Source organism: Wolbachia endosymbiont of Nasonia oneida (assembly GCF_009012935.1).
Taxonomy (GTDB): Bacteria; Pseudomonadota; Alphaproteobacteria; order Rickettsiales; family Anaplasmataceae; genus Wolbachia; species Wolbachia pipientis.
Window position 1 is genome coordinate 12123 of record NZ_QESS01000004.1, and the last position, 22008, is coordinate 34130.

Below are 22008 nucleotides of genomic sequence, written 5' to 3' on the forward strand. Positions count from 1 at the left end.
TGTAGATACAGTGGGCTTAATTATTGCGGCTGATGTTCATAGTGCAAGTGTTCAAGATCGTGATGGTGCTCTAAATCTTTTCACTCAAGCTAAATACAAGGCTCCAACTTTACGTAAGTTTTTTGCTGATCAAGGATACATAGCAAAACCGCTGTTTATTGGAGACAGGATACGATTACCAAGAAAGCTGTTGATGTTACAGGATTTTTCGACAATCTGGACCACAATTTAGCACTGCAGGCTATCAAGAAGCACACAGACTGCAAATGGGTCATACTGTATGTTGAAAGGTGGATGAAATCCCCTATTCAGCAAGCAGATGGCAGTAAGGTAGTTAGGGAAAAAAGGAGTTCCGCAAGGAGGTTCAATAAGCCCAATCATTTCAAACATATTTATACACCATGCATTTGATATATGGATGAAACAAAATCACCCAACAGTACCATTTGAAAGATATGTGGATGATGCGATAGTGCACTGCAGAACTAAAAGACAGGCAGAATTTATGCGAGCAGCAATCGAAGAAAGATTGGCACAATGTAAGCTAAAATTGCAACCTGATACCAATGCCATTCCAAAACTCCATCATTATACTGCCTTAGTATAACCTTCTCACTTCTATTGTCTATTTGTTTGTTATGTAATAGAAATTGGTATGAGATTGAAGAATTAAGTGTGAACGGTTACAGAATTTTTGCCAGGAGAAACATATAGTTGAAGTAATTCAGATTTGTAAGATATGTTTATCTGCAATTATAGCTTCAACAGTAGGCAATGTTGCTTTTAATTACCTCAACATTTTCTCTTGGCAATTCTTTAATGAACCGAGAAGTGCGCATCGGTTGCCACTGGTTGTTAATTTCCCTCCTATCTGCACATGAAATGATTAACCTTTCCTTTGCCCTGGTTATGCCAACATATGCAAGTCTTCTTTCTTCTTCTAAAGCTTTACCACTTTTGTCATCAAAAGATCTTTGATGAGGAAATAATCCCTCTTCCCAACCAGGTAGAAACACGCACGGGAATTCAAGTCCTTTGGCTGCATGAAGAGTCATAACATATACGGTGTCATCGTTATTCATATTATCCACTTCCATCACCAGACTTATATGCTCCAAGAAAGTTGTGGCATTATCGAAATTTTTTAAAGATGAGATGAGCTCTTTAACATTTTCTATTCGTGCTAAGCCTGTTACCTCCTCATTTTCAAGCATTTCAATATATCCTGATTGGTTTGCTACGATTTTAACGAATTCATGCAGTGGTTTTACGCTTACTATTTCTTCCCAAGCTTTAATTTTATTTAAAAAATCGTTGAGTGAGAGTTTAATTCTTTCGGTTACCTGATTACTATTAACTAATATTTTTGCTGCCTCAAAAAAAGAAATTTTGTTATCCTGAGCAGTCGTGTATATTTTCTTTAGAGTTGTAGCTCCTATGCTTCTTTTTGGCCGATTTACTATCCTTTCGAAAGCTAAGTCATCGTTATTGTTTGTAACAAGTCTTAAATATGCAATTATATCCCTGACTTCCTGACGTTCGTAGAATTTTACGCCACTTATAATCTTGTAGGGAATTGAATATTTTATAAAATACTCTTCGAGAACTCTAGTTTGAAAAGTGGCCCTTACCAGCACTGCAATGTCACTAAATCTGTATTTATTGAGTTTCAATATCTGTTCGCTTATGAACCTTGCTTCAGCTTTCCCATCCCATAATTTTATTAGATTTACCTTTTCCCCTTCAATGTTTGTTGTCCACAATTTTTTTTCTAAGCGAGTCTTATTGTGATTGATAACATATGACGCAGTTGCAAGTATGTGGGATGTTGACCTGTAGTTACACTCTAGTTTAACGGTTTTTGCATTTTTAAAATCATCAGAAAACTTCAAAATATTTTCAACTTCTGCACCACGCCAACTATATATCGACTGGTCATCATCTCCTACACAGCAAATATTTGAGTGCTCTTTTGCAAGGTATTTTAGCCAAAGATATTGTATCGCATTTGTATCTTGATATTCATCTACCATGACATATTTAAACTTGTTTTGGTAGTAGGACAGAACTTCGGTCTTTTGATTAAAGAGCTGTATGTTATATAGCAATAAGTCACCAAAATCGACAGAATTAAGGAATTTCAACCTTTCCTGATACTGGTGATAGACCTTGAGTGCAGTTACATATACTGGCCTAAATGATTGAATATCTTCCACTTCAGATGGCAATAAGCACTTCTCTTTCCATTGCTGAATAATATTCATAATGGTCTTACATTTTTCTGATAGGTAATCAGGGCTTATTTCATTGATAATATTTTTTATTACCTGTAATTGGTCATCCACACCAATGATTGTAAAATTGGGGTTTAAGCCCACAATTTCTGCGTGCAGGCGCAAAATTTTTGCTGCAATTGCATGGAAAGTGCCAAGCCATGGTATGTTTGTGCCCGTTAGCTCAAGTACCCTTGATACCATCTCATTTGCTGCTTTATTTGTGAATGTAACAGCTAATATTTCATCAGAATAAGCGTGACCATTTCTAATTATGTGTGCTATTCTTGAAGTAATCGTTCTTGTTTTTCCGGTTCCGGCTCCTGCCAATATTAAAACCGGTCCATCTATGTTAGTTACAGCTGATTGTTGTTCTGGATTTAGCAGTGAGAGATAATCGTTCATCGTAGCCCTATAGATTATAACTTCGTAAAGTTAAACCTATGATTGAAATATTGTAAAGGTTTTATTGAATAGAACAGTTAAAGAATGCTTCACTCAAGTACTATATATTTAAACGTAGGTTTTACATCTATTTTGTTTTAGTAGTTTCAGGTGTATGTCGAGTAACAACAACTTGATTTGAGGTATTGGCACCAGTTGTTGGGTGAATAGGTGGAGTTTGGAATGGCTTATATGTACGGTTTAGTTCCTTCATTTCTATTTCTTCAACTTCAACAAGGGGTTTTTCTTTTGGGGTATAGCGATTATGCGTTGCAGGTCGTTCAGTGAGATTTTCATATGTTTCTTTCAACCAAGTTCCGATATCATACATAAATCCATACGCTTTTTCTTTAAATTCTCTCAATGATCTACTGAAACTTGCTAGTGTGTTATTAAAGTAAATTGTCATATAGTCTCTTGTGGTGTATTGATAACTTTCTCCATCTAGTCTGCTACTTTGTGCGTTAGAACTATTGTTGCTTTTAAAATAACCAAATATGTTGTACATTTTGAGCCGCCATTAATTACTAACATACACATATTATATATTGATAAATTAAGGATTTAGTGTATTGATTAAGCACTTAGAAAGCGCTCTGTATAATAATTTAAAATGGAGCTGGAGCTTTGTAGTACAATGTTTTCAAACGTTTAATATAATATTGACTTTACAACGATAGTCACTTTAAATTAGTAACTATTGTTGCAGTTAAAGTATCAATGCCTTTTTTCTTTTATTTTTTTGCAATTCTTAGCATTTTATCTGCTGTATGCGTAATTAGTGTAAGAAATCCTGTGCATGCAGTATTATTTTTAATTTTCACCTTCGTTAACTCTGCAGTGCTTTTCATTCTCCTTGGAGCTGAATTCATCGCTATGATGGTACTGATAGTATACATCGGTGCAGTTGCAGTGTTGTTCCTCTTTGTAGTTATGATGCTCGATATTGACTACATAAGATTGCGCCAGGGTTTTGCGAAGCATTTCACTCTTGGTGCTATATTGTGTGGTGTGTTTTTTTTGATTATCAGTTTTGTAATCCGCAGCTCAACGCTGAATATAAGTAATGTTATAAACTATAATGCCAATAACGTGAAAGCTATCGGTAATTTGCTCTACACTGACTACATGTACGCTTTTCATCTTTCTGGAATTTTGCTACTTGTTGCAATTGTCGGTGCAATTGCTCTTACTTTGCAGGACAAGAAAAAAGGAGTTAAAAAACAGAATGTATTAAAGCAATTGACGCAATCTTCATCTGTAAAATTGGTTAAGGCTAAATTTGGAAAAGGAGTGGAATGGAAATAGGATTAAATCATTTTTTGATAGTTGCTGCTATTTTGTTCACTGTTGGGGTGTGCGGTATTTTCATCAACCGTAAGAGCATAATCAATATATTGTTATCAATAGAAATATTATTGTTGGCGATTAACATCAATCTAGTTGCTTTTTCTGCCTTTATGAATGATATAGTTGGGCAAATTTTTGTGATGTTTGTGTTGACTGTTGCGGCAGCAGAGTCAGGAGTTGGGCTTGCAATATTGGTTGTATATTATAGAAGCCGTGGCAATATAGATGTTGAACAAGCAAATTTAATGAAAGAATGAAAGTATGATGGATATACTGAAATTAATAGTATTTTTGCCACTTTTTGGTTCGCTATTTGCAGCACTTTTTAGAAAAAGTCAGTTAGTTACAACGGCAGGGATTGGAATATCTGCAGTTTTATCTTGGTATGTTTTTCTCACCTTCTCTGAAAATTATCACTTGAGTTTATTTCCTTTGTTTTCATTGAGCATCTTAAAAGTAAATTGGGCAATTAGTGTGGATGCTCTCTCATCCTTAATGCTTATTGTTATTACCACCGTTTCACTGGTAGTACATCTCTACTCTATCGGTTATATGGAGCATGATAAGGGGAAGTCGAGGTTTTTTTCTTACCTATCGCTATTTACGTTTTGCATGATTGTGCTGGTTGTAAGCGATAATTTCGTGCAGCTTTTTTTTGGCTGGGAAGGGGTTGGCCTATGTTCTTATTTACTCATAGGATTTTGGTTCCAAAAATATTCTGCAAATAATGCAGCAATTAAAGCATTTGTTGTGAATAGGGTAGGAGACTTTGCACTATTGATTGGAATCTTTCTTATTTATTATACATTTCACTCTTTGAATTTTACTGAAGTTTTTGACACAACTGATCTTCTTGGCACGCAGAACATTAGGGCATTCTGCTGTGAATTCAAAGTAACTCATATAATATGCATATTACTTTTTATTGGCTGTATGGGTAAATCTGCACAGCTTGGTTTACATGTTTGGTTGCCAGATGCAATGGAAGGGCCAACTCCTGTTTCTGCACTTATTCACGCAGCAACGATGGTAACAGCAGGTATATTTTTAGTAGCAAAGTGTTCTCCATTGTTTGAGTTATCAAATGTGACACGAGAATTAATAATTATTGTTGGTGCACTTACTGCTTTTTTTGCAGCCACCGTTGCGATTACTCAGAATGATATAAAAAAAATAATTGCTTATTCAACCTGCAGTCAACTTGGTTATATGTTCATGGCATGTGGGCTTTCTGCTTACAATGTTGCTATTTTTCATTTAATGACACACGCTTTTTTTAAAGCTCTACTATTTCTTGGTGCTGGCAATGTAATTCATGCAATGCATCATGAGCAAAACATTCAGAAAATGGGAAATTGCTGGAAGAAAATCCCTTGCACTTACACTCTCATGTGGATTGGATCTCTTGCACTTTCTGGAATATTTCCATTTGCAGGTTGTTACTCAAAGGATTTGATAATTGAACATGCTTATAGCACGGATAGCTTTGCTTTTGTAATAAGCTTAGTTGTTGCATTCTTCACAGCGTTTTACTCTTGGAGGTTATTGCTTCTTGTGTTCCACAGCCAAAAACAAAGTAAAATTAATATACATGAGGCACCAAAGATTATGCTTATACCATTACTGATACTTGCTTTTGGTTCGGTATTTTCTGGAGTGTGGGGAGCAAATATTTTGAACATAACTAGTAATGCGTTTTGGAAATCAAGTTTAGTAGTTATTGATGAGCATGGAGTTCATAATTTCTTTATAAAACTACTGCCAACCTTAGCAAGCCTAAGTGGAATAGCACTTGCGTACCTAATTTATCAATATCAAGTAATTAGGCAAATTAAGAGTAAATTTTTACTTAAGTTTTTGCAGAATAAATGGTACTTTGATGAGGTGTATGAGTTTGTTATCATTGCACCGATAAGGTTTATGTCTAGGCTTCTATGGAAGTTTGATGTTAAGGCTATTGATTCATTTGGGCCAAATGGTATTGTAAGGTTGGTTAATGAATGTTCAAAAAGTTCTATAAAGTTGCAAACTGGTTATATATTTGATTATGCATTTATTATGTTTGTTACTTTAATAATCGGTGCTTTATATATTATTGGAATTAAATAGAAGGTGTTGTTACTTAGTATATTCTTGCTTCCACTGATAGGAGCGTTGATTTTATCTTTAATCAGGATTAATCATCAATCTATACACCTAAGATTCCTTGCCCTATTTTTTGCTGTACTTCCATTTTTGTTTAGCATTGTAGCTTGTATAGAATTTGATTATAACAATGCGGACTTTCAGTTTGTCAGCTACCCAATTAGAAATGTTGGAATAGGGATAGATGGTATATCGTTGCTTTTCCTTCTGCTTACAACTTTCTTGTTTGTAATTTGTATACTCTACAACTGCAAAATGAGTTATACGACCCTCAGTCCATATATGGCATTGTTTCTACTGCTTGAGAGTTTTGTAGTCGGTTTTTTCGTTTCACTGAATGCTATAAGCTTTTATGTGTTTTTTGAAGCTGTTTTAATACCAATGTTCTTTATTATTGGCATTTGGGGAGGAAAACACAGGGTATATGCAACGTTTAAGTTGTTTCTTTATACATTAACTGGCTCATTATTATTTCTACTTGGATTGGTTTACATCTATAACATTTTTGGAACGTTTAATATACAAAAATTAGCTACATTAGTGCCAAGCCTTGATCTTGAAGTGCAGTCATTGCTGTGGATTGCATTTTTTATTTCTTTTGCAATAAAAGTACCGATGTTTCCATTTCACACTTGGCTTCCTGATGCGCATGTGCAATCACCAACTTCTGGATCTGTGATTTTAGCTGGCTTGCTTATTAAAATGGGGGGATATGGATTTTTAAGGTTTTCTATTCCAATGCTTCCTCAGGCAAGTTTGTATTTTTCAAATTTCATTGTTGTGCTGAGCATTATTGCGGTGATATATGCTTCTCTAGTTGCGTTTGCTCAAGATGATATAAAGAAGTTAATAGCTTATTCTTCAATAGCACATATGGGGATCGTTACTGCTGGCCTCTTTTCATTTTGTGAGGAAGGAGTACTGGGTAGCATATTTCAAATGATTAGTCATGGCCTTATTTCTGCTGCTTTATTTTTGTGTGTTGGAATGCTATATACTCGAACTGGAACTTTGGAGATTGCAAAATATTTTGGCATAGTAAACACAATGCCAAAATTTGGTTTTATGTTCATTTTATTTTCAATGGCTTCAATAGGGCTACCTGGAACATCTGGATTCATAGGTGAGTTTTTGGCTATGGTTGGAATGTTTAAGAGCATAGGGTTTTTTACAGGATTTATCGCACTTGGCACTATTTTAAGCGCAGTTTATATGCTGAATTTATGTAAGCAAATAATATGGGGGGTTAGCTATTCTAAATTATTAAATAACCGCTTGGATAGCATAGAATTTTCTGTCTTAATTCTGCTTGCAGTGTTTGTTATTTTGCTTGGATTCTACCCAACCCTTGCACTGAATTATTTGAAGCCATGTATGGCAAATTTGTTAGTCAAATATGATGCGCTATGAATTATATACAGATATTGCCGGAAACGTTCTCTATTATCTCCTCGTTCGTGTTGCTGCTGCTTGGGATTATATTTAACCGCCGAACTATCAACTTATTAGCACTTGGCTGCACAGTGGTAACTTTGATTATTTTAATTCTTTCGGCAGAAAACAATGAAATTTTTCTCTTTAATTCGTTGTTAAAACTCAATTTATACATCAGGTCAGCCCAAGGGTTAATTCTCAGCACAGGAATTTTAATACTTTTGATGCTGAATTTATCAAAATATGACTATAAATATGAATTTTCAATACTGATTCTTTTTGCGCTATTTGGCATGATAACTTTGGTTTCAGCAAATAGTCTGATTTCTTTTTATTTAGCTTTTGAGTTGATGAGTATATCTTTGTATGTTCTTGCGAGCTTTAATAAAGATTCAGCTTATTCATGTGAAGCAGGAGTGAAATATTTTACACTTAGTGCACTATCTTCCTGCATTATGCTATATGGAATGTCGCTGCTTTATGGATATACAGGACAAGTCAATTTCTCTGAGCTCGGTTCATTCTTGCAAAGCCATCAGATAACTTATGGAATAGTCTTTATCCTAATTGGTTTGTGTTTCAAGCTTGCTATTGCTCCTTTTCATATGTGGGCTCCAGATGTCTATCAAGGTGCACCTACCATAGTAACTGCGTTTTTTTCTACAGCTCCAAAAGCTGCACTTGTAACATTTTTAATTCGATTGATGAATGAAGAGTTAGTAAATGTAAAAAGTTATGTTCAGCCTATTTTCTTATACGTTTCAGCATTGTCTGTGCTTATCTCAGCTTTTGGGGCCTTGCGTCAGCAAAACTTAAAAAGGCTGCTTGCTTACAGTTCAATTGGTCACATTGGTTTTATATTTGCTTCACTTTCTATTTTTACACAAGCAGGAACAGATAGTGCCTTAATGTATCTGGTGATATATATCATCACAAGCATAGGGCTATTCTCATATCTCGTACAAATTGACGATGACGATTGTGATATTGCAAACTTGTCTGGTATAGGGAAGAAACGCCCAATTGTAGCATTTCATCTTTCTGTGCTGTTACTCTCGATGTCGGGAATACCTCCACTTGCAGGTTTTGTCGCTAAATTTTTTATATTCAAAAGTTTAATAAATTCTGGCTTTATCAGCCTGTCTTTGATCCTTGTAATAGCGAGTGTGATATCATGCTACTATTATTTAAATATCATGAAAGTTATGTATTTTGATAAAGCTAGTGGTAATAAGGTTGCTTATTCTAAGGGTCTATTCATTATTACTTCAGTTGCTTCACTGATCAACCTCGTTCTTTTCTTGTACGTTTTACTCACTCATTGAACTAAAGGACTGACAAGGTGATCCCTGAGGGTTTTCATATTCATCATTACAAAGAAGTTTCAAGCACTAATAAAGAAGCGTTGGATTTAATTGATAAAGGAATATCAAATGAAACCGTTATTATTGCCGACAAACAAACAGAGGGTAGAGGGCGTACCGGAAAAAGTTGGATTTCTCCCGAGGGTAATTTTTATGCAAGTTTGGTAATAAACCTCTTTAACGATTATCTGAATGAAAGCCAGCTTTCGGTGTCATTCCAGCGCGTGACGCTGGAATCTAGAAAAAAAGAAGAATGGATCCCAGTGTCAAGCACTGGGATGACATCAGAGGGCATTGGGATGACAGAGAAGGGTTTGGTGAATAAAATTGCGGATGTTAGCAAATTAACAGAATTGACTTTTGTTACTGCTCTTGCTGTTGGAAATACTATACTGTCATTTATAAATGGTCTAAATCTCCAGTATAAGTGGCCAAATGATGTCCTTATTGATGGCAAGAAAATAAGTGGAATATTGCTTGAAAAAAGATCCAATTCGAATTGGCTCATTATAGGAATTGGAATTAATGTCAATCATGCACCACTTCCAGGAACAACGTGCATTAGCAATTACGGTGAGTCTGTATCTAACATAGATCTATTAAAGAAATTAATAATAAATTTTAATAAGCTAAGAAAGCAATGGCTGTTTGATGGGTTTTATGCTATAAGAAAAATGTGGCTCACAAGAGCATTCAAGATGAACGAGCAAATCAGTGTAAAGTTAGCTGACAAATTGCATGAAGGAATTTTTGCTGATATAGATAAAAGTGGTAAATTGGTGTTGCAGCAAAAGGATGGAAGCTTAATTTATTTTGATGCAGGTGAGTTATTTATTGGCAGTGCATTATGAATACGTATGTAATTTTTGCTTACCTTATTAGTTTTACGTTGATTACCGGAGAACTGATTTTTACCATTTCTTGCTATATTAAAAGTAAAAAAATTCTAGAAAGCCTGAAAGATAATAATGAAGAAGAAACATAAGCGATTACTTATAACTTCAGGAATTTTCTGCTTTTTAAGCTGCATAGCCTTTTTTATTTTAACAACGCTCAAAGAAAATATCTCATTTTTCTATACAGTAAGTGAGGCAATAGTTTTACCAAATAGTCAAAAGCCAATCCGTGTTGGTGGAATGGTTGTTGAAGATAGTGTGATACGGAGCGAAAGTGAAGTAGTTTTTCAAATGACAGATTTTAACAAAAGCGTTGTGGTAAAATACCAGGGAATACTTCCACCGATGTTTTCAGAAAAAAGTGGTGTTGTTGTGCAAGGTAAAATGTCTGATAATAATACCTTTCTTGCAGATACGGTGTTTGCAAAACATGATGAGAACTATATGCCGAAAGTTTTAAAATAGATTCCTTAATCTGGCTATATTGAAATAGTATGTAGAGAGAGTAACAGCCTGCTAGCAAGCTGTTACTTTCTTAACTACCACAATATATCAGGATGGGTTGGTGCTGTCCATTCATCTTGATCTATGTCTATGTCCTCACCACCAGATTTTTCTGATTTTAGTTGTTTTATCTCTTCTTGCAAATCATTAAGCTTTTTTATTAAATCTTTATTATTGTTACCAACCTCTTCAATTAGGTTGCCAAGTTTACCTTTCTCTGTTTCTAGATTAACGTTTAATGCGCCAAGAGACTCTTTATTAGAGTGCAGCACATCGTCCAAATTAGGAACAAATGTTTCATTTAATTCTGTGATTAGTTTGTCTAGAACTTTGTGAACATAACCAACCGACGCATTCTTTTCTTTATTGCTCTCAAAAGATTTAGGCTTAATTTTGACTTCTATGTCATCTATTATTCTATATTCGTCTTCGACTATTCTTCCTATTGATTCATAGTCTTCTCCGCTTTCTTTTATACCGTAATTACTCATATTATCTCCTATAAAAAATTATACTTTTAAAATCAACTCAGCTATATTGAAACGATATGTAGAGAGAGTAACAGCCTGCTAGCAAGCTATTACCTTTTTTATTAAAGCAACCCGTTCTCTTCGCCAGTAGCATGAGGGAATATGGAAGCTTCTGCAATGCCTGGCTGATCATCACGAAATTCCTGAAGCTCATCTCGAAGAGTTTGAAGTTGACTTTTTATTTCAGTTGTATTGTTCCCTATATTTGATATAGTTGTTGACAGTGGCTCCACTATGCCAGTTGTAATGTTACTGCTTAAACTTGTGTTATACTTATTAATACTGTCTATCAAGCCATCATAAACCTTTTTAAGGTATGTTATACCTACGTTTGTTGGCTTCATTTGCTCTACAGGTATTTTGTCCAGTGGCTGATTTATATCAAAATCTAACTTCTTAATATCAGCATTTTTGTCTTTATTATCAATTTTTATTGAATTTATATTTGGTTTTACAAAATCTGGTTTTGTAAAACTCGGGTCCTTAAGTTCTATTAATTTCTCTTGGTCTGAAATCTTTTCATTAAAATATAATTCTACATTGTTTTTACTCATAATAAGTTACCTCCTATAAAAAAATTGATTTTCATAAATTGCTACCATACAAGTAGCATTGAATCGTTATTGTTTTCTACTATTGTAAAATCTGGAGCTTCTGCAATGCCTGGCATATCGTCCTTGATTTGCTTGAGCATCTCAATCATTTTCTCGTTCTGTTTACTCTGCTTTTCAAGTTCCCCTTTTAATGCATCAATAATAGCTTTAGACTGATCCTTACTGCCGAGATCACCAATCACAGCTGTCACTTTCTCATAAGGCAGTTTGTGAATGATGTCTTTAAGCTCTTCTGCACCTACGTTATCCAAAAGTTCTTTAAACTGCTCATTAGACATATTGCGAGCAAAAGCTTGAAGTTTTTCTGGGTTGTCAGCTAAAGACTTAATGATAACCTGAATCCTATTAGAATCAGTTAAATCTTGAGCAATTAATTCGAGTTTCTCATGATCAAGCTTATTAACTAAGTCTTTCAGTTGGTCTTCTTGCAGACTATTTACTAAAGCTTTCAACTGATCACCTTCTAATTCTTTGGAGAGTATTGTCAAGTGGTGCTCAGCCAAGTCTTTTGCAAGCACTGTAAATTGCTCGTCATTTAAAGTTTTAATAAGTGCTTTGAACTGATCCACTTTTAAGTGAGGTAAAATTTCTTTTACTTGCTCTGGATTTAAGTCTCTAATTAGAGCTTCAAGCTGAGCATCATTTAAAATAGGAACAATTATTTGTAACTTTTCTGGATTTAGTTCCTGAGCAAGAGTTTGTAATTGGTGATTGGTTAGATGATCCACCAAAGCTTTAAGTTGTTCATCTGTTAAGTTCTCTGCTAAAGCCTGCAACTGGTTTGAACTCAGTTCAGGAATTATTTTTTGTAGCTGTCCATCCGTTAAATTCTGTGCAAGAACCTGCAGTTGATTTGAATTCAGTTCAGGAATTATTTTTTGTAGTTGCTCGTTACTAAGAGTATTGGCAAGAGTTTTTAGTTGGTCGTCTGTTAGGCCCTGAATAAAAACTTTGGTAAACGTGCTTGATAGCAACAGTAGCACATCTCTTATATGTCTCTCACCGTAGTATAACATAATGTCTTGTAATACCTTATTGTCAGGTGAATCGATTATATTTCCTGCCTCGTCTGAAAAATAATATTTATTGTTGCCAGTATCTGAATCTTCCCATGTTACATATTTGTATTCCAATTTTTTTGATTTAATAGAACTGCTACACATAGTTTTGAAAGGCTGCACAAGCTCTCTTGTATATGATAACTTAGCCAACTCATTACCGTAATATACAAATGTATGGTTACTTTTTACATAATCTAAGTTAGAATCACTTTTATAATCTTTGGCTACCAGATTTCCTTCATTTTCTTCCTCCAGACATATGTAACTGTCTAGGCAAGAACTGCTGCAAAGTTTTATAGGCAATAAGCCTAGTACTACATCGTTTTTATCATCCAGCGATACAAGCTCAACTTTTTTAATAGGCATTGTAGGATCATTACCTTCAGGCCACTTTATCCTTGTAGTCGGGGTTTTTCTAAACACCTCTTTTCCAGGTATCATCTTAAAAACATGCTTTTTTCCACTCATAGGCGTTACCAATAAATTAATTGTTAGTATTCTAACATTTATTGATTAATTTATTGTTAAGTTAGTATATATTACAATTGTAATAACCAACATTACTTGTGTAGAGAAAAGTTACGAAAAGAAATAGAGATTTTCAGGGAAATAGTATAAAATCCTCATAGATTAAAATAAGCTGCTTTGACAGGTTTTGTGGCGGCTAGAGCTGTATAGACTGGTGGAGGCAAGCGGGATCGAACCGCTGACCTTCTGCGTGCAAAACAGATGCTCTACCAGCTGAGCTATACCCCCAGGTAATTCTTGCTTAAAGCATAAATCACTCAGGCTGAAATGCAAGAAATATTTATCTATTAGGCTATTGCTAAATAGTGTACAAATTCTGCAGGGTGTACACACTTCTCTATTTTTTTGTCTCCTTAGCGTTATACGTCACACCATCCAAATAAATCTGTGAACTGAAAATTAACAAGAAGTTTTCCTTTGGAAATTTTTTTAAATTATTCATAGATTTTTTAACTAAATTATCACTAACGCAGTATATTATATAATTTATTTAACCACACATGAAAATTTTAGTTTGATTAAAACGGATAAAAACTGTATTGATGTTTAGTATAGCTGAAAAATGAAATGATCCCGTAGCTCAGCCGGTAGAGCAACTGACTTTTAATCAGTGGGTCACGCGTTCGAATCGCGTCGGGATCACTCACAAATTTTGAAAAACATGCTAAAAGAACAAGACAAAATATTCACCAACCTAAATGGTAAAGGAACTCCACTACTTGAGGGTGCAAAAAAACGTGGTAGCTGGCAAAAAACAAAGGAATTACTGGATTTAGGATCAGAAAAGATCATTGATGAAGTAAAGAAATCTGGTTTGAGAGGTCGAGGGGGTGCAGGATTTTCCACCGGCCTTAAGTGGAGCTTTATGCCCAAAAATCTCCCAAAAGCATATTTAGTAGTCAATGCAGATGAGTCAGAACCTGGTACATGTAAAGATAGAGATATATTGCGATATGAGCCACATAAGTTACTTGAGGGAATTCTCCTGGCCGGCAAAGCGATCAGCGCATCAGTTGCGTATATTTATATCAGGGGTGAATTTTATAATGAATATTTAGTTCTAAAAAAAGCACTTGAGGAAGCCTATAAAGAAGGTTTAATTGGAAAAAATGCCTGCAAATCAGGTTATGATCTTGATGTGTTTATCCATAGGGGCGCAGGAGCTTACATATGTGGGGAAGAAACAGCTCAACTCGAATCAATTGAAGGAAAAAAGGGCTTTCCTCGCATGAAACCTCCATTTCCCGCAGGTGTTGGACTTTTTGGCTGCCCGACTACAATAAACAACGTTGAAACTATAGCCATGGTTCCAGATATTCTGAACCGCGGAGGAGAATGGTTTGCATCTCTTGGTAAACCAAATAATACTGGTACCAAGGTCTTTTGTATTTCAGGGCACGTAAACAACCCGTGTAATGTTGAAGAAGAGCTCGGAATTCCATTACGTGAATTAATTAAAAAATACGCAGGTGGAGTGCGAGGGGGTTGGGATAATTTACTTGCTGTAATACCTGGTGGGTCTTCAGTGCCATTAATTCCAAAATCTATATGCGATACTATTGAAATGGATTTTGATTCATTAAGAACTGCACAATCAGGGCTTGGTACTGCTGCTGTAATAGTGATGGATAAATCAACTGATATAATAGCTGCAATAGAGAGGTTATCACACTTTTACATGCATGAGTCCTGTGGACAATGCACACCATGCCGTGAAGGTACTGGATGGATGTGGAGGATTATGAGGAGGATGGTAGCAGGAGATATCAAGCCTGATGAAATAGATAAGCTGCTTGACCTTACAACTCAAATAGAAGGACATACAATTTGCGCACTTGGCGATGCTGCAGCTTGGCCGATTCAAGGATTAATAAGACATTTTCGCCATGTTATCAAAGAGAGAGCGATAGTTTAACTCTACTTATACTTCTTAAGCCGTCTTGCTACTTAGCAACCAGAGCTAAAAAATATTGATTTCCTTCTCTTTTAGGTGCCAATTCTACCTTTGCGATATCTTCAGTGTCTCGAATTAGCCGTTCTAATTTTTCCAGTCCAACTTCAGTGTTTATAAGCTCTCTCCCTCTAAATCTCATTGTGACTTTAATTTTATGTCCGTGGGCAAGTAAGTCTCTTGCTTGACGCAATTTTGTTCCGTAATCGTGATCACCAATATTGGGACCCAGTTTAATTTCTTTTATAGTTAATGTTTTTTGTTTCTTTTTTGCTTCACTTGCTTTCTTTTTTATATCATACTTTTGTTTGCTATAATCCAGTATTTTACATACTGGAGGGGTTGAATCAGGTGCAATTTCTACCAAGTCTAAACCAACACCCTGTGCAAGCTCCAAAGCTCGTTCTATTAGCACGATTCCGATCATTTCACCACTGTGATCAACTAAGCGTACCTCCTTAGCTGTGATGAATCCATTAATTCTGTTTTTATTGTTCTTTTTAACTTGCAAACTTTAACTCCCTTAATTCAAATTAATACTTTTTAACAACAATTCAATAGCCTTCTCCAAAGAAAAAGACTCCTGTCTTTCCGATCCTAAATTTCTCACTGACACAGTTTTACTTGTAACTTCATTTTTGCCTACAATCCACAATATAGGAACCTTGTTTAGACTATGCAAACGTATCTTATAACTAATTTTTTCATTGGTCAAATCAGTCTTGACTCTCACACCTTGTTCTTTTAAGACATTGCTGATTTCTGTGGCGTAACCGTCAGCCTCATTTGTAATGGTCAGAATAGCAAGTTGCGTTGGAGCAAGCCAAACTGGAAATTTTCCTGCGTAATTTTCTATCAAAATTCCAATAAAACGCTCAAAAGTCCCAAGAATTGCCCTATGTAACATGACAGGGTGATGCTTGTGTCCATCTGCCCCTATATAAAAAGCTCCCAGACGTTCTGGTAAAATGAAATCAACTTGTAATGTTCCACATTGCCAGCTTCTGCCTATTGCATCTTTTAAAACAAACTCTAACTTTGGACCATAAAACGCACCTTCACCAGGGCTCAGTTCATAACTTAAGCCCGCTTCTTGAACGGCTTCAAGCAGCGCTTTTTCAGCTCTATCCCACACTTCATCATCTCCTGCCCTAACATCTGGACGGTCTGAAAATTTCACAGAAATTTCATTAAATCCAAGCTCTGAATATACTTCTTTTAAAAGGTCACAAAACTTTATAGTCTCAGAATTCACTTGTTCTTCCATACAAAAAATGTGTGCATCGTCTTGCGTAAAACCACGCACTCGCATCAGTCCGTGCAATGAGCCTGAGCTTTCATTCCTATGACACGTACCAAATTCTGCCATACGTATTGGTAAATCACGGTAGCTCCTGGTGTGAGAATTAAAAATCTGCACATGACAAGGACAATTCATGGGTTTTATTGCTAACTTTTTATTCTCAGATTCGTCAACAATAAACATATTTTCACGAAACTTATCCCAATGTCCAGATCTTTCCCACAGCTCTTTACTTACTAAAATAGGAGTTTTTACCTCAAAATAGCCATTATTTATTAGCTTCTTTCTGATGTAAGACTCAAGAACATTATATAGAATATATCCTTGTTCATGCCAAAAAACCTGCCCAACAGCTTCCTCTTGAATGTGAAATAAATCCATATCCTTAGCAATTTTGCGGTGATCACGTTTTTCTGCTTCTTTGAGGCACTCAAGATAAGCGTTTAATTCATCCTTATTTCTCCATGCTGTGCCATATATTCGCTGCAACATTGGGCCCTTTGCATCACCTCGCCAGTATGCACCCGCTACTTTCATAAGTTTAAACGCTTTAACTCTACCGGTTGATGGTGAGTGCGGACCACGGCATAGGTCAACAAAATCACCTTGCCTATAAACAGTTAGGTTTTCACCCTCTGGTATGGATGAGATAATATCAACCTTATATTTTTCGCCTATACCACTAAAGAAATCAATTGCCTGCTTGCGAGTCCAAACTTCTCGAACAAATCTGTGGTTACTTTTTACAATCTCTTTCATTTTCTTTTCTATTGCGGTAAGATCGTCCGTAGTGAAGGTACGACCTGTAGCAAAATCATAGTAAAAACCGTCCTGAATTGTTGGGCCGATAGTAATCTGAGTATTAGGAAATAGCTCTTTCACTGCCTGTGCCATTATGTGAGCAGCATCATGCCTTATTATATCTAAACCCGCTTCGTCACTCAGTTGTATCACCTCTATCTCTGCATCAGCTTCAATTTCACGTGAGAGATCATGCAACTCACCATTTACCTTAAAGGCAATTGCTTCTTTCAAAACATCCGGTTGTAATATATCAAAGCCAGTAACTTTACCACTGTATTCTTTTACTTTTTGTTCGGCTGAAAAAGTAATCCTAATCATTTATCGACCCTTTTGTCTAACCCTCTCTTTGTCATCCCAGTGCGTGACACTGGGATCCATCTTATTTTTATAATGGAAATTAGTTTAACGTATGCTCCTAAAATCTGTTGTCCATTGCACAATTTGCAAATATTTTTATACCTGGACCCCAGTGTCAAGCACTGGGATGACACCTTTGTGTTTGAGGCAAAACAGGTTATAACATTTAACATACTGCCCTCGCAAACAAATGTTCGTACAGTTGTGTATCAGCTACTGGGATGACACCACCCCTAGTGGGCACTGCCCTTAAATCATAATGGATAACAGGGTTATAAGCTCTGAACATTAATAATAAGGCCTATTCTTTTTTAACCTGAGTGCAATTGCATCTTCCCAAACTTCACCATTACGCAATAACTTTTCTTTATTGTACATTAGCTCCTCTCTTGTTTCAGTAGCAAATTCAAAGTTAGGACCTTCAACAATTGCATCAACTGGACATGCCTCTTGGCAAAGTCCGCAGTATATGCATTTTGTCATATCAATATCATAGCGTGTGGTGCGACGACTACCGTCTTCTCTTTCCTCTGCTTCAATAACTATTGCTTGAGCAGGGCAGATAACTTCGCATAATTTACAAGCTATGCATCGTTCTTCACCGTTTGGATACCTACGCAACGCATGCTCACCACGAAACCTTGGACTTAAAGGGCCCTTCTCCATAGGATACCTCAAAGTAACCTTTGGCTTAAACATATATTTTAATGTAATAACAAACCCTTTAATTAACTCTACAAAAGACCAATACCAAGCTAATTTCTTGAGCATAAAATATTTAAAACTTGTGTCAGTCATTATAAATCATATTATCAGTTTTCAAAATAAATATTTTCACCTGGGTGACTTTTACAGCTTTTCTATATAATACATTCACTAGTATGATAGTACTGCATTAATATAAACTAGCAAGATAGATAAAAATTTTGAATATTTTCAAATTAGGTATTTTGGTTTCTTAAGTGTAATATTGCTAAGTAGTTTATATAAATAATGACAAACACAAATGAAACTATTTTCGCTTTATCGACCGTATTTGGTAAGTCAGGAGTTGCAGTAATCAGAATTTCAGGCAATTACGCGCTTAAAGCTTTAAATCATTTTCATATTAAGAAAGAAATTAAACCAAGATTTGCTACTTTAGTTGATCTATATGATGATTCCAGTCAATTGATAGATAATGGAATAATCATCTATTTCCCTGCTCCAAACAGTTTCACTGGCGAGGATGTTATAGAGTTACAAGTGCATGGAAGCAAGGCAGTTATAAAAATCATCTTGGAGGAATTATCAAAAGTTTTCGTTATGGCCAAGCCTGGAGAATTCTCACTTAGGGCTTTTCTAAATGGTAAATTTGACTTAACGCAAATAGAAGGGATTGCAGACTTAATTGATGCTGAGACGAAAATGCAAGCTAAACAAGCGATTAAGCAGATATCAGGAGAATTGGAGAGACTATACAGCAATTGGAGGCAAAGATTGATAACGATACAATCCAAAATCGAAGCATATATAGACTTTCCAGAGGACATTTGGGCAGAAAAAAGTGAGTTGGAAAAAATTAATAATGAAGTGCAATCTCTCGTGCGATTGATACAAGAGCATTTAAATGATAATAGACGGGGCGAAAGGTTGCGTGAGGGTTTACATATTGTAATAACTGGTGAACCAAATGTCGGTAAATCAACTCTGTTTAATTTCTTAGCCAAGCGTGATATTGCTATTGTTTCTGAATATGCAGGCACAACAAGAGATATACTTGAAGCTCATATTGACATTGGCGGATACCCAATCATTCTCTCTGATACTGCTGGAATTCGTGAGAGTTCAGATCCAATAGAATCAGAAGGTATAAGTCGAGCGAAAAAGAGGTCTTTTGAAGCTGATTTAAGAATAGAACTATTTCCTTTTGAACAGCGTCATAATATCAATTGCAACGTTGTAAATAGCGATACTATTTATGTATTGAGCAAAGCTGACGATGTTATCAATAATCACAATATAAAAATTAATGGCATAGATTTTCTACCTATTTCTATTTTAAAGGGAATAGGTACAAACAAATTGATCTCTCTCATAAAAGAGAAGGCAGAGGAAAAATTTGGGCATGATAGAGACACTCCTGTGATTACTCGGCAAAGACATAGGAATCACATGCAGAAAGCACTGGAACATTTACAACGTTTTAATATCGATAATCCAATTGAGTTGATATCTGAAGATTTGAGGCTTGCTGCATTTGAACTTAGTGCGGTGATTGGAATTATTGATGTTGAGGAAATATTGAGTAGTGTGTTTAGCAACTTTTGCGTGGGCAAGTAAAGCTTTTATAGATTGCTTAAAATCAAATGTTGTGATAGAAAAGAAATGGACGGATGGCCGAGCGGTTTAAGGCACCAGTCTTGAAAACTGACGTACGTGATGAGCGTACCATGGGTTCGAATCCCATTCCGTCCGCACAGCATCTCGCTATGCTAGCTGATTTTTAGAGCTTATTTGGACTATGTGGTTCATAACGCTGGAAATCTTATCTAATCTAGCCACATCTTTTAAAAATACGTCCCTTTGTAAATTGACCTTATTAGCGAAGAAAGCTAATATCTATAAATAGATTACCATCTGAATATGAAAACCGATATAGTAATAATAGGTGCAGGGCCTGTTGGAATATTCACTGCTTTTCAAGCGGGAATGCTTGATATGAAATGTCATATAATAGATGTTTTGGATCAAGCAGGAGGACAATGCACAGCTCTTTACCCAGAAAAGCCAATATACGATATACCTGGTTATCCTGTAATTACTGCCCAAAAATTAATTGAGCAGCTAATAGAGCAAGCTTCGCCATTTAAGCCTATTTACCATTTAAGTCAAAAAGTAGAAAAGATTTCAAATAACGAAGGTGAAAACTTTACTATCATAACGAGCATAGGTACAGAGGTAAAATGTAAGGCTGTTATTGTTGCTGCAGGTAATGGAATGTTTGAACCTAACCGTCCACCCTTAAGTGGTATATTAGAATATGAAAATAAATCTGTATTTTATAGTGTAAATAAAATTTCCGATTTTCAGGATAAAACTATAGTCATTGCAGGGGGGGGTGATTCTGCGGCTGATTGGACTGTAGAACTTTCTAAAGTTGCGAAGAAAATTTATGTGATACATAGGAGAAAGGAATTTCGCTGCACTCCTGAAACTAGAAATAAATTAGAATCACTTGAAAGTGATGGAAAGATAGAACTGGTAGTGCCATATCAATTACACGAACTAGCAGGAGGTAATGGGCAATTGAGCACAGTGATAGTAAAAAACATTGCCTCTAAGGAAGAAAAAGAAATATCCGCTGATTTTTTGCTGCCATTTTTTGGATTGTCAATGAATCTTGGTCCAATAAACAATTGGGGTATAGAGTTAGAACATAGCCGCATAGCTGTTGATCCGACTACCTTAAAAACCAGTAGAGATAGAATATATGCAATCGGAGATATAGCTACTTATTCAGGCAAACTAAAGTTAATATTAAGTGGTTTTGCTGAGAGTGCCATGGCTTGTTATGACATATACAAAGTAATCCACAATTCTCCGGTTAACTTTCAATATTCAACCTCAAAGGGAATTCACGGGAAAGAAAAACTTACTTGACAAACTCCGCCAGCGCCCTTATCATGAAACTGAAGCTATTGTATTTGCTTTCGCCAATCTGCAGATTAAAAGGTAAGGATTACTTAATGTATCGGCGTCTTATGTTCAATTTTTTGCAGTATATAGATACTGTATGTCTTTACAAAACTTCATCTACATCTAGATTTTTATCTAAATAAGCTGAACGCGCTTACAAAGCGTTACAAGACATCAAAAAATGCCAATACTCGACAGAGATAGTAAAAGACTAGCTAACTCGGGGATTCTTTGTCTTTTTTTCTGCTTAGTAAATTTCTTAAACGTTTGCAGCGTAAGTTAGTTGCAATTAAAAGCAGCTTAATCTCGCTTGTCAAGCGTTTAAAACATAAAAAACGCCAATATTTTAAAGCGGATAATAACCCCAGGGCTTCTTTTGCCTTTTTTTTCATTTGGTAAATTTCTTAAATATTTATGGCTAAACGACAACCGTCATCCCGCTGCTTGTTAGCGGGATCTAGAGATACCGCGAATGAATCGCGGTATGACGTAGGACTGCTGTCATCCCAGTGCTCCTTTTTTTGTCATCCCAGTGCTTGACACTGGGATCTAGTTTTCCATATAATCTCATCGAAAATGTTGTAACCACTTTCTGTGCTAGTTTGCTTGCTTACAAGCAAACTTTCCTGGATCCAAGTAGTCAGGGCACTGAGATGACACCCTCTTGGATGAAAACCAGTATCAGCTACTTTCATGACACCATTCTTTTTTCTGGATCCAAGTAGTCAGGGCACTGGGATGACAGGAGAAAGAGGCACTGGGATGACAGGAG

At 35.8% G+C, this 22008-nt stretch carries 25 protein-coding genes and 3 tRNA genes; 15 read left to right on the forward strand and 13 right to left on the reverse strand.

Annotated features, from left to right (window positions below):
• Positions 1-10 precede the first annotated feature (10 nt).
• A complete protein-coding gene (locus tag DEF52_RS02760; RefSeq protein ID WP_022626388.1) occupies positions 11-232 on the forward strand; it encodes a hypothetical protein in 222 nt (73 codons plus the stop codon).
• Here the strand turns inward: DEF52_RS02760 and DEF52_RS06535 are convergent.
• Positions 229-390 (reverse strand): hypothetical protein, encoded by a 162-nt coding sequence (locus DEF52_RS06535; RefSeq protein ID WP_237357334.1) that lies wholly within the window; start codon positions 388-390, stop codon positions 229-231. The two genes, DEF52_RS02760 and DEF52_RS06535, sit on opposite strands and share 4 nt — an antisense overlap.
• 4 nt (positions 391-394) lie before the next feature.
• On the opposite strand from DEF52_RS06535, the gene DEF52_RS06540 reads away from it, so the two are divergent.
• Positions 395-607 (forward strand): hypothetical protein, encoded by a 213-nt coding sequence (locus DEF52_RS06540; RefSeq protein ID WP_065094389.1) that lies wholly within the window; start codon positions 395-397, stop codon positions 605-607.
• 154 nt (positions 608-761) lie between these two features.
• On the opposite strand, the gene DEF52_RS02770 is transcribed toward DEF52_RS06540, so the two are convergent.
• Both DEF52_RS02770 and DEF52_RS02775 read right to left on the reverse strand, forming a co-directional pair.
• Positions 762-2678: an ATP-dependent helicase gene (locus tag DEF52_RS02770; protein ID WP_151807793.1), complete on the reverse strand. Its 1917-nt coding sequence runs from the start codon at positions 2676-2678 to the stop codon at positions 762-764.
• A gap of 127 nt (positions 2679-2805) precedes the next feature.
• Positions 2806-3225, reverse strand: a complete 420-nt coding sequence (locus DEF52_RS02775) for a WD_0964 family protein (RefSeq protein WP_151807794.1) — start codon at positions 3223-3225, stop codon at positions 2806-2808.
• Between the two features lie 212 nt (positions 3226-3437).
• Between DEF52_RS02775 and DEF52_RS02780 the strand changes: the two genes are divergently transcribed.
• The 8 genes from DEF52_RS02780 to ccmE are packed head-to-tail and all read left to right on the forward strand — an operon-like array spanning position 3438 to position 10371.
• Positions 3438-4025, forward strand: coding sequence for an NADH-quinone oxidoreductase subunit J (locus DEF52_RS02780; RefSeq protein WP_010962952.1), 588 nt, complete (start codon positions 3438-3440; stop codon positions 4023-4025).
• Positions 4016-4324 carry an NADH-quinone oxidoreductase subunit NuoK gene (gene nuoK / locus DEF52_RS02785; RefSeq protein ID WP_010962953.1) on the forward strand — a complete coding sequence of 103 codons (309 nt, stop codon included), beginning with the start codon at positions 4016-4018 and terminating at the stop codon, positions 4322-4324. The genes DEF52_RS02780 and nuoK overlap by 10 nt, the downstream gene beginning before the upstream one ends.
• Before the next feature lie 4 nt (positions 4325-4328).
• On the forward strand, positions 4329-6176 hold the full coding sequence (gene nuoL, locus DEF52_RS02790) for an NADH-quinone oxidoreductase subunit L (RefSeq protein WP_151807795.1): 1848 nt from the start codon (positions 4329-4331) through the stop codon (positions 6174-6176).
• Between the two features lie 3 nt (positions 6177-6179).
• Positions 6180-7622 (forward strand): complex I subunit 4 family protein, encoded by a 1443-nt coding sequence (locus tag DEF52_RS02795; RefSeq protein ID WP_151807796.1) that lies wholly within the window; start codon positions 6180-6182, stop codon positions 7620-7622.
• Positions 7619-8971 (forward strand): NADH-quinone oxidoreductase subunit N, encoded by a 1353-nt coding sequence (locus DEF52_RS02800; protein ID WP_151807797.1) that lies wholly within the window; start codon positions 7619-7621, stop codon positions 8969-8971. Before DEF52_RS02795 ends, DEF52_RS02800 begins: the two co-directional genes overlap by 4 nt.
• A gap of 17 nt (positions 8972-8988) precedes the next feature.
• A complete protein-coding gene (locus DEF52_RS02805; protein ID WP_151807798.1) occupies positions 8989-9861 on the forward strand; it encodes a biotin--[acetyl-CoA-carboxylase] ligase in 873 nt (290 codons plus the stop codon).
• The gene (locus DEF52_RS07015) at positions 9858-9995 is read left to right on the forward strand and encodes a CcmD-like small membrane protein (protein WP_167482792.1); all 138 of its coding nucleotides are present in this window, start codon (positions 9858-9860) and stop codon (positions 9993-9995) included. Before DEF52_RS02805 ends, DEF52_RS07015 begins: the two co-directional genes overlap by 4 nt.
• Complete coding sequence (ccmE, locus tag DEF52_RS02810; RefSeq protein ID WP_151807799.1) at positions 9979-10371, forward strand: cytochrome c maturation protein CcmE; 393 nt, start codon at positions 9979-9981, stop codon at positions 10369-10371. Before DEF52_RS07015 ends, ccmE begins: the two co-directional genes overlap by 17 nt.
• Positions 10372-10445: 74 nt before the next feature.
• Here ccmE and DEF52_RS02815 read toward each other — a convergent pair whose 3' ends face one another.
• The 4 genes from DEF52_RS02815 to DEF52_RS02830 form a co-directional block, all read right to left on the reverse strand.
• A complete protein-coding gene (locus DEF52_RS02815; RefSeq protein WP_179951359.1) occupies positions 10446-10901 on the reverse strand; it encodes a hypothetical protein in 456 nt (151 codons plus the stop codon).
• Positions 10902-11002: 101 nt separating this feature from the next.
• Positions 11003-11494, reverse strand: a complete 492-nt coding sequence (locus tag DEF52_RS02820) for a hypothetical protein (protein ID WP_151807800.1) — start codon at positions 11492-11494, stop codon at positions 11003-11005.
• A gap of 41 nt (positions 11495-11535) precedes the next feature.
• The gene (locus DEF52_RS02825; protein WP_151807801.1) at positions 11536-13083 is read right to left on the reverse strand and encodes a magnesium transporter MgtE N-terminal domain-containing protein; all 1548 of its coding nucleotides are present in this window, start codon (positions 13081-13083) and stop codon (positions 11536-11538) included.
• A gap of 212 nt (positions 13084-13295) precedes the next feature.
• Positions 13296-13371: transfer RNA gene (locus tag DEF52_RS02830), tRNA-Ala, on the reverse strand.
• Positions 13372-13712: 341 nt separating this feature from the next.
• On the opposite strand from DEF52_RS02830, the gene DEF52_RS02835 reads away from it, so the two are divergent.
• Both DEF52_RS02835 and nuoF read left to right on the forward strand, forming a co-directional pair.
• Positions 13713-13785: transfer RNA gene (locus DEF52_RS02835), tRNA-Lys, on the forward strand.
• 19 nt (positions 13786-13804) lie between these two features.
• Positions 13805-15058: an NADH-quinone oxidoreductase subunit NuoF gene (gene nuoF, locus DEF52_RS02840; protein ID WP_151807802.1), complete on the forward strand. Its 1254-nt coding sequence runs from the start codon at positions 13805-13807 to the stop codon at positions 15056-15058.
• Between the two features lie 28 nt (positions 15059-15086).
• Here the strand turns inward: nuoF and infC are convergent, their stop codons facing one another.
• The 5 genes from infC to nuoI are packed head-to-tail and all read right to left on the reverse strand — an operon-like array spanning position 15087 to position 18329.
• On the reverse strand, positions 15087-15605 hold the full coding sequence (gene infC / locus DEF52_RS02845; protein ID WP_151807803.1) for a translation initiation factor IF-3: 519 nt from the start codon (positions 15603-15605) through the stop codon (positions 15087-15089).
• A 12-nt stretch (positions 15606-15617) separates the two neighbouring features.
• The gene (thrS, locus tag DEF52_RS02850) at positions 15618-17519 is read right to left on the reverse strand and encodes a threonine--tRNA ligase (RefSeq protein ID WP_151807804.1); all 1902 of its coding nucleotides are present in this window, start codon (positions 17517-17519) and stop codon (positions 15618-15620) included.
• Positions 17516-17731 (reverse strand): hypothetical protein, encoded by a 216-nt coding sequence (locus DEF52_RS06075; RefSeq protein ID WP_153296797.1) that lies wholly within the window; start codon positions 17729-17731, stop codon positions 17516-17518. The genes thrS and DEF52_RS06075 overlap by 4 nt, the downstream gene beginning before the upstream one ends.
• Positions 17725-17847, reverse strand: coding sequence for a hypothetical protein (locus tag DEF52_RS06755; RefSeq protein ID WP_264718976.1), 123 nt, complete (start codon positions 17845-17847; stop codon positions 17725-17727). The genes DEF52_RS06075 and DEF52_RS06755 overlap by 7 nt, the downstream gene beginning before the upstream one ends.
• A complete protein-coding gene (gene nuoI / locus DEF52_RS02860) occupies positions 17847-18329 on the reverse strand; it encodes an NADH-quinone oxidoreductase subunit NuoI (RefSeq protein WP_038199316.1) in 483 nt (160 codons plus the stop codon). The genes DEF52_RS06755 and nuoI overlap by 1 nt, the downstream gene beginning before the upstream one ends.
• A gap of 222 nt (positions 18330-18551) precedes the next feature.
• Here nuoI and mnmE point away from each other — a divergent pair, with 222 nt between their 5' ends.
• From mnmE to DEF52_RS02875, 3 genes are all read left to right on the forward strand, one after another.
• The gene (gene mnmE / locus DEF52_RS02865; RefSeq protein WP_151807805.1) at positions 18552-19880 is read left to right on the forward strand and encodes a tRNA uridine-5-carboxymethylaminomethyl(34) synthesis GTPase MnmE; all 1329 of its coding nucleotides are present in this window, start codon (positions 18552-18554) and stop codon (positions 19878-19880) included.
• A 47-nt stretch (positions 19881-19927) separates the two neighbouring features.
• Positions 19928-20015 (forward strand) — tRNA-Ser (locus DEF52_RS02870).
• A 168-nt stretch (positions 20016-20183) separates the two neighbouring features.
• A complete protein-coding gene (locus tag DEF52_RS02875; RefSeq protein ID WP_151807806.1) occupies positions 20184-21200 on the forward strand; it encodes an NAD(P)/FAD-dependent oxidoreductase in 1017 nt (338 codons plus the stop codon).
• A 560-nt stretch (positions 21201-21760) separates the two neighbouring features.
• On the opposite strand, the gene DEF52_RS06245 is transcribed toward DEF52_RS02875, so the two are convergent.
• Positions 21761-21931, reverse strand: coding sequence for a hypothetical protein (locus DEF52_RS06245; protein ID WP_010082311.1), 171 nt, complete (start codon positions 21929-21931; stop codon positions 21761-21763).
• Positions 21932-22008: the final 77 nt, after the last annotated feature.

Bases quoted from the DNA above. Each gene is read 5' to 3' on its own strand.
- DEF52_RS06535 (WP_237357334.1), bottom strand. From the start codon at position 390: ATGTTTGAAATGATTGGGCTTATTGAACCTCCTTGCGGAACTCCTTTT.
- DEF52_RS02770 (WP_151807793.1), bottom strand. From the start codon at position 2,678: ATGAACGATTATCTCTCACTGCTAAATCCAGAACAACAATCAGCTGTA.
- DEF52_RS02775 (WP_151807794.1), bottom strand. From the start codon at position 3,225: ATGTACAACATATTTGGTTATTTTAAAAGCAACAATAGTTCTAACGCA.
- DEF52_RS02780 (WP_010962952.1), top strand. From the start codon at position 3,438: ATGCCTTTTTTCTTTTATTTTTTTGCAATTCTTAGCATTTTATCTGCT.
- nuoK (WP_010962953.1), top strand. From the start codon at position 4,016: ATGGAAATAGGATTAAATCATTTTTTGATAGTTGCTGCTATTTTGTTC.
- nuoL (WP_151807795.1), top strand. From the start codon at position 4,329: ATGATGGATATACTGAAATTAATAGTATTTTTGCCACTTTTTGGTTCG.
- DEF52_RS02800 (WP_151807797.1), top strand. From the start codon at position 7,619: ATGAATTATATACAGATATTGCCGGAAACGTTCTCTATTATCTCCTCG.
- DEF52_RS07015 (WP_167482792.1), top strand. From the start codon at position 9,858: ATGAATACGTATGTAATTTTTGCTTACCTTATTAGTTTTACGTTGATT.
- ccmE (WP_151807799.1), top strand. From the start codon at position 9,979: ATGAAGAAGAAACATAAGCGATTACTTATAACTTCAGGAATTTTCTGC.
- DEF52_RS02815 (WP_179951359.1), bottom strand. From the start codon at position 10,901: ATGAGTAATTACGGTATAAAAGAAAGCGGAGAAGACTATGAATCAATA.
- DEF52_RS02820 (WP_151807800.1), bottom strand. From the start codon at position 11,494: ATGAGTAAAAACAATGTAGAATTATATTTTAATGAAAAGATTTCAGAC.
- DEF52_RS02825 (WP_151807801.1), bottom strand. From the start codon at position 13,083: ATGAGTGGAAAAAAGCATGTTTTTAAGATGATACCTGGAAAAGAGGTG.
- nuoF (WP_151807802.1), top strand. From the start codon at position 13,805: ATGCTAAAAGAACAAGACAAAATATTCACCAACCTAAATGGTAAAGGA.
- thrS (WP_151807804.1), bottom strand. From the start codon at position 17,519: ATGATTAGGATTACTTTTTCAGCCGAACAAAAAGTAAAAGAATACAGT.
- DEF52_RS06075 (WP_153296797.1), bottom strand. From the start codon at position 17,731: ATGTTAAATGTTATAACCTGTTTTGCCTCAAACACAAAGGTGTCATCC.
- DEF52_RS06755 (WP_264718976.1), bottom strand. From the start codon at position 17,847: ATGTTCAGAGCTTATAACCCTGTTATCCATTATGATTTAAGGGCAGTG.
- nuoI (WP_038199316.1), bottom strand. From the start codon at position 18,329: ATGCTCAAGAAATTAGCTTGGTATTGGTCTTTTGTAGAGTTAATTAAA.
- mnmE (WP_151807805.1), top strand. From the start codon at position 18,552: ATGACAAACACAAATGAAACTATTTTCGCTTTATCGACCGTATTTGGT.
- DEF52_RS02875 (WP_151807806.1), top strand. From the start codon at position 20,184: ATGAAAACCGATATAGTAATAATAGGTGCAGGGCCTGTTGGAATATTC.
- DEF52_RS06245 (WP_010082311.1), bottom strand. From the start codon at position 21,931: ATGAAAGTAGCTGATACTGGTTTTCATCCAAGAGGGTGTCATCTCAGT.